The 13396-nt window shown below is 52.9% G+C and carries 13 protein-coding genes; 3 read left to right on the top strand and 10 right to left on the bottom strand.

The features are described from left to right. Positions 1–9: 9 nt before the first annotated feature. Positions 10–600 carry an outer membrane beta-barrel protein gene (locus tag K0J45_RS01385; protein ID WP_041406277.1) on the bottom strand — a complete coding sequence of 197 codons (591 nt, stop codon included), beginning with the start codon at positions 598–600 and terminating at the stop codon, positions 10–12. A gap of 185 nt (positions 601–785) precedes the next feature. On the opposite strand from K0J45_RS01385, the gene K0J45_RS01390 reads away from it, so the two are divergent. Next, positions 786–2135: an esterase/lipase family protein gene (locus tag K0J45_RS01390; RefSeq protein ID WP_220043944.1), complete on the top strand. Its 1350-nt coding sequence runs from the start codon at positions 786–788 to the stop codon at positions 2133–2135. Between the two features lie 52 nt (positions 2136–2187). Here the strand turns inward: K0J45_RS01390 and K0J45_RS01395 are convergent, their stop codons facing one another. From K0J45_RS01395 to K0J45_RS01415, 5 genes are all read right to left on the bottom strand, one after another. Further along, positions 2188–2931, bottom strand: a complete 744-nt coding sequence (locus K0J45_RS01395; protein WP_220043945.1) for a cupin domain-containing protein — start codon at positions 2929–2931, stop codon at positions 2188–2190. Positions 2932–3103: 172 nt separating this feature from the next. After that, on the bottom strand, positions 3104–4168 hold the full coding sequence (locus tag K0J45_RS01400) for a hypothetical protein (protein ID WP_220043946.1): 1065 nt from the start codon (positions 4166–4168) through the stop codon (positions 3104–3106). Between the two features lie 167 nt (positions 4169–4335). After that, positions 4336–5469, bottom strand: a complete 1134-nt coding sequence (locus tag K0J45_RS01405) for a hypothetical protein (protein WP_220045189.1) — start codon at positions 5467–5469, stop codon at positions 4336–4338. Positions 5470–5510: 41 nt separating this feature from the next. Beyond that, positions 5511–5879 (bottom strand): cytochrome c3 family protein, encoded by a 369-nt coding sequence (locus K0J45_RS01410; protein WP_011864081.1) that lies wholly within the window; start codon positions 5877–5879, stop codon positions 5511–5513. Positions 5880–5884: 5 nt separating this feature from the next. Next, complete coding sequence (locus tag K0J45_RS01415; protein ID WP_220043947.1) at positions 5885–7402, bottom strand: flavocytochrome c; 1518 nt, start codon at positions 7400–7402, stop codon at positions 5885–5887. A gap of 332 nt (positions 7403–7734) precedes the next feature. Between K0J45_RS01415 and K0J45_RS01420 the strand changes: the two genes are divergently transcribed. Both K0J45_RS01420 and K0J45_RS01425 read left to right on the top strand, forming a co-directional pair. Then, positions 7735–8520 (top strand): TetR/AcrR family transcriptional regulator, encoded by a 786-nt coding sequence (locus K0J45_RS01420; protein WP_220043948.1) that lies wholly within the window; start codon positions 7735–7737, stop codon positions 8518–8520. 288 nt (positions 8521–8808) lie between these two features. Further along, positions 8809–9900, top strand: a complete 1092-nt coding sequence (locus tag K0J45_RS01425; RefSeq protein ID WP_220043949.1) for a branched-chain amino acid aminotransferase — start codon at positions 8809–8811, stop codon at positions 9898–9900. Positions 9901–9943: 43 nt separating this feature from the next. Here K0J45_RS01425 and K0J45_RS01430 read toward each other — a convergent pair whose 3' ends face one another. The 4 genes from K0J45_RS01430 to yihG (K0J45_RS01445) all read right to left on the bottom strand — a co-directional run bounded on the left by K0J45_RS01430 (position 9944) and on the right by yihG (K0J45_RS01445) (position 13331). After that, positions 9944–10348 carry a hypothetical protein gene (locus K0J45_RS01430; RefSeq protein ID WP_220043950.1) on the bottom strand — a complete coding sequence of 135 codons (405 nt, stop codon included), beginning with the start codon at positions 10346–10348 and terminating at the stop codon, positions 9944–9946. Positions 10349–10579: 231 nt separating this feature from the next. After that, entirely contained in the window at positions 10580–11269 is a 690-nt protein-coding gene (locus K0J45_RS01435) for a GntR family transcriptional regulator (protein WP_434086947.1), read from the bottom strand. A 205-nt stretch (positions 11270–11474) separates the two neighbouring features. Further along, positions 11475–12422, bottom strand: a complete 948-nt coding sequence (gene yihG, locus K0J45_RS01440) for a 1-acylglycerol-3-phosphate O-acyltransferase, YihG family (protein WP_220043952.1) — start codon at positions 12420–12422, stop codon at positions 11475–11477. 24 nt (positions 12423–12446) lie between these two features. Further along, positions 12447–13331, bottom strand: a complete 885-nt coding sequence (gene yihG / locus K0J45_RS01445; RefSeq protein WP_220043953.1) for a 1-acylglycerol-3-phosphate O-acyltransferase, YihG family — start codon at positions 13329–13331, stop codon at positions 12447–12449. Positions 13332–13396: the final 65 nt, after the last annotated feature.

The following is a 13396-nucleotide window of genomic DNA, read 5'->3' on the forward strand; positions in this document are numbered from 1 at the left end:
AGACTCGGCTTAGAAGCGGTAGTCTACAGACAGGTAAACCTGTTGGCTGTCATCCAGTGAGAATGATGCCTTGTCGCCAGCGTCTGACGCGAAGCTTCTCTCATAGTCTTGCTTCAGGTAACGGTAGCCGATCTCTGTGCTCAGGCTGTCGTTGATCTTGTACATGAAGCCTGTTTGACCACCCCATACGAAGCGGTTCTTAGATTCCAGTACGTCTGTGTCTGGGCTCACATGGTTCACACCGGCTGTCGCACCGATAAACCAGTTGAACTTGTTGTTCGCATCCAGGCCGACCAGGTAGTCGTAAGACATCAAGAAGCTCTGCTGCTTAGCGAAGTCATCTGAGTTGTAAGAGTAAGTACCGTATACGCGGTTGTTGTCATTGAGGTAAACACCGCCACGTAGCTCATAGATCATGTCGCTATCTGAATCTTTGAAGGTGCCCTTGCTGAAGCCAGGATCGACCGCTTCGGTGATCTCTGCCTTGTAGTTGTTCTCTTGTGAACCGATACCGCCACCGATGAACCAATCTGCTGCCATAGTTGGCGCTGACAATGCTGCGGTGATCACTGCGGCTACTGCTAATGTCTTCTTAGTCATAATATGCTCTCTTCTAAAAGGTGGTGTTGTTTTCGTTGAGGGCATAGTAAGTTAGCCTTGCTGAACCAAAACTGAATGAGATCTGCAAGTTAGTTTCTATTTGTCTTGCCGATAGGTGGATTGCTTGTGTGACGAAATGAGCGGGCTACTCCTGTGAGTGCGCCGTTTGATAAAGGAGTGAAACCATGAAATTGGTGTTTGTACATGGATGGAGTGTCACCAGTACCCAGACCTACGGCGAGTTGCCCCAGGCGCTGCTTAAACTGGCCCCTGAGGCCTTGGGCCTGGATATTCAGCACATCTATTTAGGGCGTTATATCAGTTTCAACGATGCGGTGACGCTCGAAGATCTCAGCATCGCCTTCGAGGCAGCCCGCCGCGCCGAGCTGGGGGATGAGCCCTTCTCTGTAATAACGCACTCCACAGGTGGCCCCCTGATGCGCCACTGGCTGTGTCGCTATTACAAAGAGACTGAATCGGCGCCGCTGCAACACCTGATCATGCTGGCGCCTGCCAATCATGGCTCGGCCTTGGCACAGCTGGGTAAATCCAGGGTGAGCCGGCTCAAAGCCTGGTTCGATGGTGTTGAGCCGGGTCAGCGCGTGCTGGATTGGTTGGAGCTGGGCAGCGACGGACAGCATGAACTCAACCTGAGCTGGCAGCAAAAGGATTGGTTAGGCGCCGGCGTCTATCCCTTTGTGCTCACCGGAGAGACCATAGACGGTGCGCTTTACGACTATATGAACAGTTACACCGGTGAGGCTGGCTCCGACGGTGTGGTGCGGGTGTGCGCCGCCAACATGAACTTTGTCTACGCCAAGTTGGAGCAGCAAGCTGGGCTTCAGTGCAAGAGCTTCGACGGCGAGTGCGCTGAAACTCTGGCGCTAACGGAGCTCACCCAGGCCGTTGAGCCTTACGTCTTAGGGATTGTGCCTAAGGCGAGTCATAGCAATCGTAAGATGGGGATCATGAACTCTGTGACCCAGCGAAATGCCGCCAATAAGCCCGTGGTTGGCGACATCCTGGACTGCCTGGCGGTTACTGATCGCGAGAACTACCGTCAACTCAGAGAGCAGGTGGCTGTGGCATCCGAGGCGAGCCGGAAACCACCGCGCTTCTGCATGCTGGTGGTGCGGGTATTCGATAATCTGGGTCACAGGGTGACCGATTTTGACTGCTATCTGCTGGCGGGTGATGAGTATCACGCCTCGAAGTTACCCCGCGCCATGGTGCTGGATAAGCAGCGCAACAGCGTCAACGGTAACGTGATCACCTTCTACCTGGATGCCAACAAGCTCTCCAAGATACGCGAAGGCAAGCTAGGGCTTAAGCTGATCCCAAGGCCAGACGAGGGTTTTTGCCATTACAAGAGCGCCGAGTTTCGCTGTGAGCCCGAGCAGTTAACCCAGCTGTTTGGCGCCGACCAGACCCTGATGCTGGATATTCAGCTCGAGCGCTATATCGCCCCCAATACCTTTAGCTTTGCCAAGATTGGCGACTCAGAGGATTTCAAGGGGATCTCCCCAGAAGGTTAAGACTAAAAAAGCGGAGCCCTAGGCTCCGCTTTTTTAGGCATGGCTGCCGAGACTATTTCTTGAAGAAGGCTTCGTTGGTGCCGTAGGGGCCTAAGTTTAGGTCGCGCTTACGGATGGCATCTACGCGGTCGAAGGCTTCTTCGGCAACGCGTAGGTTTTTCACGTCTTTACGCCAGTAGTATTTGAAGCCGTCGAAGTGGGCGTTGTTCGGATACCAATAGATTACGCCCAGGCCTTTTTCAGACATGATAGGCGTGTTGTGGATGGTGGCACCCGGAATGTAGAAGTATTGGCCAGTACCCAGCTTCTTAAATTGGTTGTCCGCCAGGGTTTGTCCTTCGCCGTTGACCACATAGTAACATTCAGGTTGACCGTGGAAGTGAGGCGCATGGTCTGACTTGCCACCATCGGTAATACCAATCACCACAGGGCTATCAGATAGCTCTTTCCAGATGTAACCAACGGGTGACTTAGTACGATCACAGTCTTTGACTTCTGAAATGTTGCCATCGTCATCCAGGGTCTTGCAGAAACGCTGATCGGCGGCGATGCTGTCGTTGGCCTGGATGGTGGTGAAGTCGATCTTGCCCGCTTCCCAATCCGCAATATAGGCCTCAACTTCAGGGTTACTGCACTGCTCAGGCATAGTGTCCTGTGGTGAGTAAGGTGTGCTGTCGTAAGGCACTGGCGTCATCTGCTGAAATGGCAGCTGTGCATGATTGCATTGCGGGCCTTGAGCCATGGCTGTGGTTGAAGCCAGTGCAGCAACACCTAAGAGCATTTTTAGTTTCATCATTCCTGTCCTATTTTTTTGCGGCCCTTGGGCCGCGCTATTTTGGGTGTAAATTTGTGTATGGACTAACGATAAAGTGATTAGTTTGTTGTAAAGGTGAAATGGATCACGCCACTTTTTTAACAGCAAACTTATTCGTGACTTGGCTCGCGAATAATCTTACCTATCGCAGGTCTCATAGCGAATATTGCATGCTCAGCTGGGCATAGTTGGAGGCGCCTTTTGGGCGCGGAGCCGCGGCATCTCTAATGGCGTCATCAATCTCATAGCGTCCGAGTTCGACGCCGACACTGAGTGCCTGTGTGAGATCGGTAAACAGGTTGATGCCCCAATGATGACGATCCGTCTGCTCTACTTGGGTCGTGGTATGGCCGTAGAAGAGGGTCGAGCGGCTGCGCTCGGTCCAGAAGTGGCGATAGGCAAACATGCCCGACAGCGAGGTCTCGATCTCGCCATCGAAGATATCCTTGGCCGCATCTGTGCCCACATAACGTCCCAGATTGCCGTAGTGCAGTTGAAGGCGTAGGTCATCTCGCGCATAGGTGAAGAGTTTGGCCCCCATAGAGAGCCCTCCGCCCCACTGCCGGCTGTCAGCTGGGTCGAGATAGCGAATCAGGGCAGATACCGACACATTGCCCCAATCACCCGCCTGGTTGTACCGAATGATTGTGTCGGGGAGATAGTCGTTACTGGTGTCTATCCACTGGGTTTTATCCTCATTATGTTGGGCCGTGGTGCCATAGGTGTAGGGGTTTTCCAAGGCAAACTGCCAGTGGGCTGTGCTGAAACGGAACTGTGTCTGTCTTACCATTGCCTGACCGACCAAGGGGCCGCCGAGATCGGCTGTTTCAGCAAAGCTGGAGGTGTTGACCAGGGTCGACCAGGTTTGTCCGGCAGTGATGCCTTGATACTGAATGAAGGCGTGCCTGAGTCTTGGAGCATAAGAGTTGGAGATGATGGGATTACCTTGGGCGGAGCCAACAAAGTCTATCTCGGCGAAGCCGAGGATCTGTTCATGATCGAGTCTGATATTGAAGCGGCTCTCCTGAGCGCTAAATTGGGTACGTTTAGCCGATGGAACCACCTGGCCGCCACCGGCCCAGCTGTCCTGAAAGGCAATATTACCGTCGACATAGCGTGCATTGGCCTTGAGAAATCCACCCAACTCTATGCTGGTGGCATGAGCCGTTATGGCTGGAAAACTGAGGCAGATGAGGGCACAGCTTAGGTATGTTTTCATAGTCTTGGTGTTGATTGATACAGAGGGAAATGAAAAAAGCCCTATCAGATAGGGCCAGATTTAAAATGCGTTCGCGCTTGGGGAGCCGCATCGAATCTCAATAAAGGGAAAAAAGGCAGAAACCGGGTGAGAGCGAGCCGATTTCTGCTGGGTACTTTGGTTGCTTCTTAGAAGTAGTAACCGAAGTTGATGTTGACCCGTTTGTCCCAGTCGTTGCCGACCTCTGGGAGGCCCACATGGTCGTTGTTGGCGGTAGAGAAGGTCATGTTCTTACCCATGACGAAATCGACCATGGTGTAAGTTGGGCCTGCCGCAATGGCGCAGCCGGTGACGTTTTGCATGCTGTTGTCATAGCTGTTGTCGGCGACATCCGGGGTCATCACGCCAAAGTCGTTGTAACACTTCACGCTACCCCAGTCGGTGTTGAAGGTCTTGGAGATGTTGGCGCTGTAGGCCTGGCCCTTGGAGGCGATCTCATACTGCCAGCTCACCACAGAGACACCGATCTTGTTGGGGTCTACGGCGTCGGCGGCGTCATATTCATACTGCATCGCCTGTAGCTGAAGGTTCCAGCCCTTGTAGCTGCTGTCCAGGTGCAGGGCTACGGCATAGCGGTCGCCGTTGTTGCCCGTTTTGCTGTTGTAGATCTGACCATATTGCACAGAGCCACCTAGCGTCGTCGAGCCGCCTTCATGCTCCAGGGTATAGGTTTGGCGCACGTTGAACTGGTTAGTCTCTTCGTTGTGATACTCGGTGCCGTTGATGGTGCCTGTGTAGAGATCGGTGGCGTAGCGCTTGTTCTCTGTCGGGCCGTACTCCGGGTTCTTGTAAAAAGCCAGATCTGTGTGCCAGCCATTTTTCTCATACACGGCCTTGATACCCACATCATGATCATCTTCGAAGCCTAGGTAGTAAGGGATACCGAACCACCAGCTGTTAGAGATGAAGTCGCGGTTACCAAAAGGCACCTTGTTGATACCGAACTGTAATTGCCAGTCTGGGTCTATGTTGTAGTAGCCATAGCCATATTTGATATAGTCTGTGCTTGAGGTGAAGCGGTATTCTGCCGCCAGGCCCCAGTCACCTTTCTTGCCGTTAAACTTGATGGCGGCCATATCGAAGGTCAGGTCGCCGCCCTTGTCTTTAGAGGCCTCGCTATAGTCTTTGTAACCATAGTTAACACGTACCGCGCCGCCGACATTGATGCCATCTTCTTGCTCCTGGGCATACGCCGTAGAAGCTGAGAGGGCTATCGCGGTGGCGACCATGGACAACATAAATTGAGTGGTCTTTTTCATCATCATTACCTATTTGTATTTTTAAGTATTTACTTCAGAAATCGTTACATCTCACCAAACCAGGTGCGGTGGCACTCGGCGCACACCGGAGCCTTCTTCTCATGCTCGCCATGGCAAGCCAGGCAGCTCGCGCCCTGGTTGTAGTGCAGTGACTTGTGCGGATGGGCTTCGGGGATTGCCAGCTTGCTTTCGTCTACTGGGATGCTGTTGATCTCGCCATGACACTCGACGCAGGCGCTGTCGGTGGCATTCTTCTTGCCCGAACCCTGATGGCAGCCTTGGCAGCCATCCTGATAGATAAACTCGTGGTTGGTGCGTCCCTGGGTCTTACCCTTCATCTTGACGAGTTCGCCCGCGTAGACGCCCGAAGAGAGTGCTAGCCCGAGTAGGAGGGTTACTATACATTTGTTCATAGTGATTAAGCCTGCGCGTCAGATTTGATGGTTTCAGAGACGACGATTCCCATCGCCAAACATTCGAGACAAGAGGTTGAGCTGAGTCTGGCCTCGCCGTGAATGCCACCCGTGACCTCTCCTATGGCGTAGAGCTTCTTGATGGGCGACATGGAGCGGCCATCGATAACTCGGGCGGCGAGATCGGTCTTCAGACCGCCCATGCAGTAGTGCACCTTAGGCCAGATGCGCGAGACCACAAAGGGGCCAGTGAGTACTTCGGCCGTGTCCATCTTGCGGTTGAACAATGGGTCTTTGCGGGCGTTAACGTGGCCGTTGTATTCGTTAATGGAGCGCCTGAGCTCGGCCGCAGGGATGTTGAATTTGCTGGCTATCTCATCGAGGCTGTCCAGTTTCCAGGCCATCTTGTCGCGCAGTGCACGCACCACACGGTCGTCGTCCTTGTATTTCTCGTAGTTAAATAGGACCACAGGGTAGGCGGGACTGTTGTCCGGGTAGCGGTTCTTCATGATGGCTTCGGAGCAGGTCTTGCGATCTGCACGCTCGTCCATGAAACGCTTACCATTGAGGACGCTGATGGCCGCGCCCTGGTGCCAGCCGATGGAGAGCAGGGCGTTTGACCAGCCAAATCCGCCCTCGTCCGGGGAGCCCCAGTGACCCGTCTGGATTAGGTTCATGTGCACGGGCAGGGCGCCGTGTGCCATGGCGGTGAGGGTGACCTCGCCGGTGGCGCCAAGGGCATTGGTGCAGTCGAGTGTCGGGTCCAGTGAAGGGTCGACCATCTCCCTGAGTTTCATGTTACGGGCGAAACCACCATTGGCCAGGATGACCGCCTTGTTCGCCCTGATGTAAATCGTGCTGCCAGTGGTGATGTCGGGGAAGCGGTAGTTCTTACGCACCTTGACGCCGACGATCTCTTGACCGTCCATGATGAAGTCTTCGATGTAATGTTGTAGACGGTATTCGACACCTTCTCTAACACCCGCCTCGTACAGCTTGGTGGTGATATCGCCACCCGTGCCGTGTTGAGTACGTATGGCGCGGGCCTTGTTATGGCCGCCGACTTGAATGTTAAAGCCGTCGCGAAATTTTACGCCCGTGCCGATACATAGTTCGTAGGCATCTAAGGCTCTATTGGCGATCTGGCGCAGCGCCGTCTCATTTTGCATGCCACGACCCGAGATGATCTGATCTTTGACCAGCTCTTCTGGTGAGTCGTCTTCGATACCCTGGGCCAGTTGATTGGGATTCTTGGGAATGGCTAGCCAGCCGCCGTTGATCGCCGAGTTACCGCCGATGACCTGCATCTTCTCGAGTACCAATACGGATTTAATACCTTGACGCTTGGTGTTGAGGGCGGCAGAGAGTCCGGCGAAGCCTGAACCGACTATTATGACATCATGAGACTCGTCCCATTTAATCGCCTGGCATTCTTTGGCCAGGCTGGTGCTGGGGAGCGCGGCGGCCATGCCACCTATGGCTGCACCCGCACTAAGCTTTAAAAAATTTCTTCTGTTGTGCATCTAAAGTGTCCTCTGTCTCTGTATGCAGGCAAAGATAGAGGTTCTATGGAGGGCTAAAGTTGAACTAAGTCACGGCGTTTTCTGGGTGGCAAACTTATTCGTGAACCATGTCCCGAATAATTTTTCTGAAATGTTTCTATATGGTCGAAAAGTTGGCGTAAGTGTATAAGGGGGTGAATATTCCTGGGTGAATGTTTGTTTGACGTAATTCACAAAGCGGTGCAATAAAGACCTCATTGCGTGAGGTCAGTCCCGATTGAATCGGCGTTCGCTGTAATTCAATATCAAAATCAGCACATACTCTCGGCTTCTCTATGATTAAGGTATAAACGATGAAATGTCCCACTGAAACCTTGCCCATGATGCGTTGCAATCAGATATTGGATGCCGCCGAGCGGCTCATCGAGTCTCAGGGGATCGTCTCGTTCAAGTTCTCTCAGTTGGCCAAAGAGGTGGGGTGTTCCACCGGGACCCTGTATAAGTTTTTCGAGCGTAAAGAAGATGTGTTGGTGTGTTTGTTTTTACGCAGTGCCACCTCGAATCATCTACCGATTTTTATAGATAAGCACCCGGAGCTGAGCGAGTTGGAGAAAGTGCTCCTGCCTGTATTGTTCACCTTCGAAACCATCAGCCGCAGCAAGAGTTTCTTCACCCTGCGTTCGGTCTCGGTTAACACCATGGTGTGGCAGCTGGCCAGCGATGAGAAGGTGGAGCGCTTTAAGAAACGCATCAACGCCTTCTGGGGCTGGTTTACCGACTCGCTCCATGCCGCCGTGGAGCAGGGAGAGTTACAGGCCACACCGCTACAGATCAAAGAGTTGGTGCAGGGGCTAACCTTCTACCTAACCGGTTCATTGACTCAGTTTGAGAGTCAACTAATCGCGCCCGAGTATCTGTCTAACAGGCGAGAAACCTGTTACCGCCATCTGGCCAAGTTGATGGGGCAGTACAAGTGGAACCAAGCATTAACCCCTGAGCTGTTCGATAGTCTCGAGGCGAGAACCAAGGCATTTTTTGACCAACATTACCGCGACCATATGACCTGCGCGGCCTGCAGTGCCCTATCTGGCGTAAATCTGAAAGATCGCCCCACCTGCGTCAGACAGGCTTATCAATAAAAAGCCCTCGATAGGGTCGAGGGCTGGGTCAAATTTGTCGCGGTAGTGTGATTAGATGAGCAATAGCGCGGCCCTAATGGTTTTAGCAAGATGGTGCATTCGCTTTCTCGCCTTGTGCTGAGTTGTCGCCCGGTCGCTATAAGGAGGAAAAGCCTTAGGTGTAAGAGCTAGGCTGTTTAAAAATCTGTACTGCATAGAGGATGAAGAATTTCGTGCCAGACCGCTTATGGCTTGACTTTAAAGCAGGGCGTCCATAGTCTGCTAGATCAGTATTCAAGGTGGTATGCAATGCAAATAAATTATAATTTAAAACCTGCGTCTGAACGCCGAACACAGCAGTTTAAGCCCGAGACCAATGTTGGCTTTGGCAATCTAAGAACTGACCATATGTTTTTGATGGATTACCGCGATGGGGAGTGGCGGGATCCGAGAATAGTCCCTTACGGACCATTCGAGATGGCACCGGGTGCCATGGCACTGCACTATGGGCAATCCATCTTCGAGGGCGCTAAGGCCTTCATGCATGACGATGGTGAGATCTATACCTTCCGTTTAAACAAGAATGCCGAGCGTCTCAACCTGAGTGGCGAGGTGGTCTGTATTCCTCCTGTTCCCGAGGCGATGCAGCTGGCGGGTATCAATGCCCTGATCGACGTCGACAGGCTGTGGTTTCCGATGCAGGAAGGGGCCTGTCTCTATATTCGTCCCTTCGTGTTTGCCACCGAAGACAGGCTCTCGGTGAGCCCGAGCCAGCAGTACACCTTCTGTGTCATGTTGAGCCCGAGTGGCGCCTATTATGCCGATGGCTTCGATAAGGCGATTCGCCTGCTGATCACCGAGCGATTCCACCGCGCGGTATCGGGTGGTACGGGCGCCTCAAAGGCGGCGGGTAACTATGCTGCTTCGCTGAGAGCGGGTAAGGCTGCGGCGGAATATGGTGCGGCCCAGGTATTGTATCTCGATGCCAACAACAAGCAGATCGAAGAGGTGGGAGCAATGAACCACTTCCACGTGCTTAAAGATGGCACCATCATCATACCTAAATTTACCGACACCATTTTGAAGTCTATTACCTCGCAATCCATCATGGAGCTGGGGGAAGCGCTCGGCTGTGAGGTGCGCCAAGAGACGGTCATGCTGGACCAGTTTATTGCCGATATCGAGTCTGGTGAGATCGTCGAGGCTGGTGGCTTTGGTACCGCCGCCGTGGTGTCGCCTGTGGGCTCCTATATTTTCGAAGACCATAGAGTATTGACGGTCGGCGATGGTCAGGTGGGCGAGCATACCCGCCGCATCTATCAGGTGCTGACGGATATCCAGAAGGGTAAGCGTCAGGGCCCTGAAGGTTGGATGCAAAAGGTTGAGCGCGTTGCGCCCTAACTCTTGAATCTGATATGAAAAAGGCGCCTACGAGGCGCCTTTTTTAATTGAACATTACGGTGGCGGAGACCCGCACCGGCTGGGCAGACTTATTGTCGACCGTGGCGTTAAATCTCTGCTCGCTAAATTTGGCTAGCAGAGCTTCTTTTTGCTCGGGAGAGATCGATAGATCGTCGAGTTCGAGATCCACTATCTGCCCCGAAGGGTTGATGCCAAAGCTGATATTGAGTTTCTGTTTTTGTTCGATCAATCCCTGCCAATTCAGGGTGTTGTTTTGGATAACCCAATACTTGCTTAGCAGCGCTGGAGTGACCTCTAGATAGTCTCTCTCTGGCTGAGCGATGAGATTGCTCTGACAGGCTGAGACAAATAGGGGGAAGGTTAATAGCGCAAGTAAGCGGAAAAGCGATGACGGTTTTTGTCTAGCGATAAAATGAACTGGATTCACAGCGACTACTCTCTGCCAATGCATATCTATGCATTTAGTTTGGTCATTCAGGCAGGAAAGTATATTAACATTTAGTTAAAATTTGTAGTCAATCTTATGACATTTACAATAATTTGGCGTGAAGAGTGAGTGACACCTGATTTTAAAGAGAAAAGGCCTTGCCGGAAGGGAGGGGCAAGGCCTTTTCAAGTCGATGCCAACGCGTGTTCGCTGGCATGAACCCGGTTAGTGCTACTCTGTCTGTAGCGCCTTAAGTCGTTTCTCTGTGTTGATTCGCCCCTGTTCGATATGACGGCGCATCAATAGGCTGGCCAATTCGCCATCGCCAGCGGCAATGGCTTCGACTATGCGTCTGTGCTCGGCGATCGCCCTGGTCGGCCGGCTCTCGCTGGTGCATTGATAACGATACATGCGCAGCAGGTGGTAGAGGTTACCGATCAGCGTTTCCTGCAGGTGGCGACTGCCGCTGGCGCGTATGATGCGGTAGTGAAAATCCACATCGCCATCTTGCTGAAAATAGGTGTCGCCCTTGGCCAGCGCCGCTTCCTGACTATCCATCAGGCGTTGCAGCTGCATCAGTGCCGTCGGCGTAATGTGTTTCGCGGCCAGCTCGCAGGCCATGCCTTCCAACACGCTGCGCAGACGGTAGAGGTCGTTGAGTTCATCTATCGACAGCTGCGCGACGCGGGCGCCGACATGGGGAATTCTGACGACGAGGCGGCGACGCTCCAGGGTTAGCAGGGCTTCCCGGGTGGGGCCGCGGCTGATACCGTAGCGTTGGGCAAGCATCTGCTCGTTGATCTTGCTGCCGGGGGCCAGCTCTCCCTTGATGATACTGGTCTGGATCGCCTGTAAGGCCTTATCCGCCAGGGTGAGTGCGGGCGTCTCTGTGTCTAATGTGGATAAGGCATCTAACGCCATGGGCTTGCTCATTAAGGGATTGGATGAGTCATGAAATTAGTGCGGCAAGCATAGATTGTCAACAATCTATGGCTAAAACTTAAGTCTAACGCAAGTTTTTAACCGTTATTTCTGTGAATTACTGAAGCTTGGCAGGTTTGGTTAGAGGGTTTTGTTGACAACTTGAGGCATTCGCCGCCAGCAAGGGCGGCGAATGGGGCTAAGGTTAGCGACTCTCGGCCAGGGAGCGGGCCTCTTCGCTAACCAGCTGATCTGAGTTGTAGCGGGTCAAGATCTGGTGGATCTGCTCATCTTTCTGCTGCCAGACGCCGTTGAGCCAACGCTGGAACTGGGCACGACACTCGGCGTCGTTGAAATATTGCTGATCGTCCACCTCAGGCACCGGCATAGATTCGATGCGCACCACGATACGTTTCACCTTGCCGTGCATCACTTCAGATAGTGTGTTGTCGGCCGAGTCGGGATAGACCAGGGTGACGTTAAGCAGGCTGGTAAACTGTTCGCCCATGGCCGAGATGGTAAAGGCGATACCGCCCGCCTTGGGGCGCAGCAGGTAGCGGTATGGAGAGCGCTGACGTGCTTTCTTCTCTGGGGTGAAGCGACTACCTTCCACATAGTTGATGATAGAGGTAGGGACAGTCTTAAACTTCTCGCAGGAGCGGCGGGTGGTTTCCAGGTCTTTGCCCTTGAGCTTAGGATTTTTACGCAGTTGCTTGGCGCTGGTGCGATTCATGAAAGGCATGTCCAGTGCCCAGCAGCCGAGGCCGAGGAAAGGCACATAGAGCAGCTCTTTCTTCAGGAAGAACTTGAGCATAGGGATGTTGTTGCGCAGCACATAGGTGAGGGCGGCGATGTCGAATCCGCTGAGGTGGTTGCTGATCAACAAGTACCAGCCATCTTTCTTCAGCCCTTCCAGGCCTTCGATGTCCCACTCTATCTTGGCGATCAAAAACAGTATGCCACCGTTAATGCAGGCCCAGCTCCACATGCAGCGATTCATCAGGTGCGAAAGGCCAGTTCTCAGAGGCGCGATCGGCAACAACAGCTTAATCAAACCGCCGATGCAGATGATGCTGCTCCAAATGACGGTGTTGATGATCAACAGCGTCAGGCTGAGCACGAATAATAGCGGGCCGGGTAAAAAATTTAGCATCTTTCTAAAACACCTTCTCTGCGGTTATTGCTCAGCCATTTGGGTTAACATGGCATCCTTCTCTTGCCAGATGCGATTGAGTTGTTCCTGGAAACTGATCTTGTAGGCACGATCGTTTAGGTAGTCGCCGCGCATCTCTGGAGCGATATCGCTGACCTTGATGTGTACCCGGATCTGTTTGACCTGCCCCGAGATGAAGTCCCAGAAGCTGGGGGTCTTGTCCGGATAGTAGATGGTGACATCGACTAGCTTGTGGATCTGATCGCCCATTGCCGACAGGGCGAAGGCCATGCCGCCGGCTTTCGGCTTGAGCAGATGGTTAAACTCTGAATTTTGCTTCTTGTGTTTCTCGGGTCTAAAGCGGGTGCCCTCGACAAAGTTCATCACGCTGACCGGCTTAGTCTTAAACTTGGCGCAGGCCTTACGGGTGATCTCGATATCTTTGCCCCTGAGCTTTGGATTCTTGCGTAGCTGGGCACTGCTGTAGCGGCGCATGAAGGGGAAGTCCAGCGCCCACCAGGCGAGGCCTAGTACAGGCACGTAGAGCAGCTCCTGCTTCAGGAAAAACTTCAGGAAGGGGATCTTATGGTTGAAGATGCGCTGCAGGACCAAGATATCGACCCAGGATTGATGGTTGGCGATCACCATGTACCACTCCTTGGGGGAGAGGTCGCTGTCGCCTTCAACCTGAACATCTACCCGATGGAACAGACGTTCAATTAAGGTGTTAACGCTGATCCAAGCGCTCGCGCAGTGATCCAACAGGTAGCTACACAGGGTACGTAGCGGCGTGATAGGGATAAGTTTTATTATACTTACCAATAAGATAGGTATTACCCAAAAAAGGGTGTTGATGACATAACAGCTAAATGCCAAGCTGCCTCTTATTAGTGATAGCGCCGCGCCCATTAAAGCCCCCATAAAAAATTCGGAGACCTATGTTACTCGCCTGAGCCCATTAGCTCAATCTTATC

The sequence above is a fragment of the Shewanella alkalitolerans genome (genome assembly GCF_019457575.1).
In the GTDB taxonomy this organism is placed as follows: Bacteria; Pseudomonadota; Gammaproteobacteria; order Enterobacterales; family Shewanellaceae; genus Shewanella; species Shewanella loihica.

What these genes read in the sequence shown, in the direction of transcription:
- K0J45_RS01385 (WP_041406277.1), bottom strand. Translation starts at nt 600, where the DNA reads ATGACTAAGAAGACATTAGCAGTAGCCGCAGTGATCACCGCAGCATTG.
- K0J45_RS01390 (WP_220043944.1), top strand. Translation starts at nt 786, where the DNA reads ATGAAATTGGTGTTTGTACATGGATGGAGTGTCACCAGTACCCAGACC.
- K0J45_RS01395 (WP_220043945.1), bottom strand. Translation starts at nt 2,931, where the DNA reads ATGATGAAACTAAAAATGCTCTTAGGTGTTGCTGCACTGGCTTCAACC.
- K0J45_RS01400 (WP_220043946.1), bottom strand. Translation starts at nt 4,168, where the DNA reads ATGAAAACATACCTAAGCTGTGCCCTCATCTGCCTCAGTTTTCCAGCC.
- K0J45_RS01405 (WP_220045189.1), bottom strand. Translation starts at nt 5,469, where the DNA reads ATGATGAAAAAGACCACTCAATTTATGTTGTCCATGGTCGCCACCGCG.
- K0J45_RS01410 (WP_011864081.1), bottom strand. Translation starts at nt 5,879, where the DNA reads ATGAACAAATGTATAGTAACCCTCCTACTCGGGCTAGCACTCTCTTCG.
- K0J45_RS01415 (WP_220043947.1), bottom strand. Translation starts at nt 7,402, where the DNA reads ATGCACAACAGAAGAAATTTTTTAAAGCTTAGTGCGGGTGCAGCCATA.
- K0J45_RS01420 (WP_220043948.1), top strand. Translation starts at nt 7,735, where the DNA reads ATGAAATGTCCCACTGAAACCTTGCCCATGATGCGTTGCAATCAGATA.
- K0J45_RS01425 (WP_220043949.1), top strand. Translation starts at nt 8,809, where the DNA reads ATGCAAATAAATTATAATTTAAAACCTGCGTCTGAACGCCGAACACAG.
- K0J45_RS01435 (WP_434086947.1), bottom strand. Translation starts at nt 11,269, where the DNA reads ATGGCGTTAGATGCCTTATCCACATTAGACACAGAGACGCCCGCACTC.
- yihG (WP_220043952.1), bottom strand. Translation starts at nt 12,422, where the DNA reads ATGCTAAATTTTTTACCCGGCCCGCTATTATTCGTGCTCAGCCTGACG.
- yihG (WP_220043953.1), bottom strand. Translation starts at nt 13,331, where the DNA reads ATGGGCGCGGCGCTATCACTAATAAGAGGCAGCTTGGCATTTAGCTGT.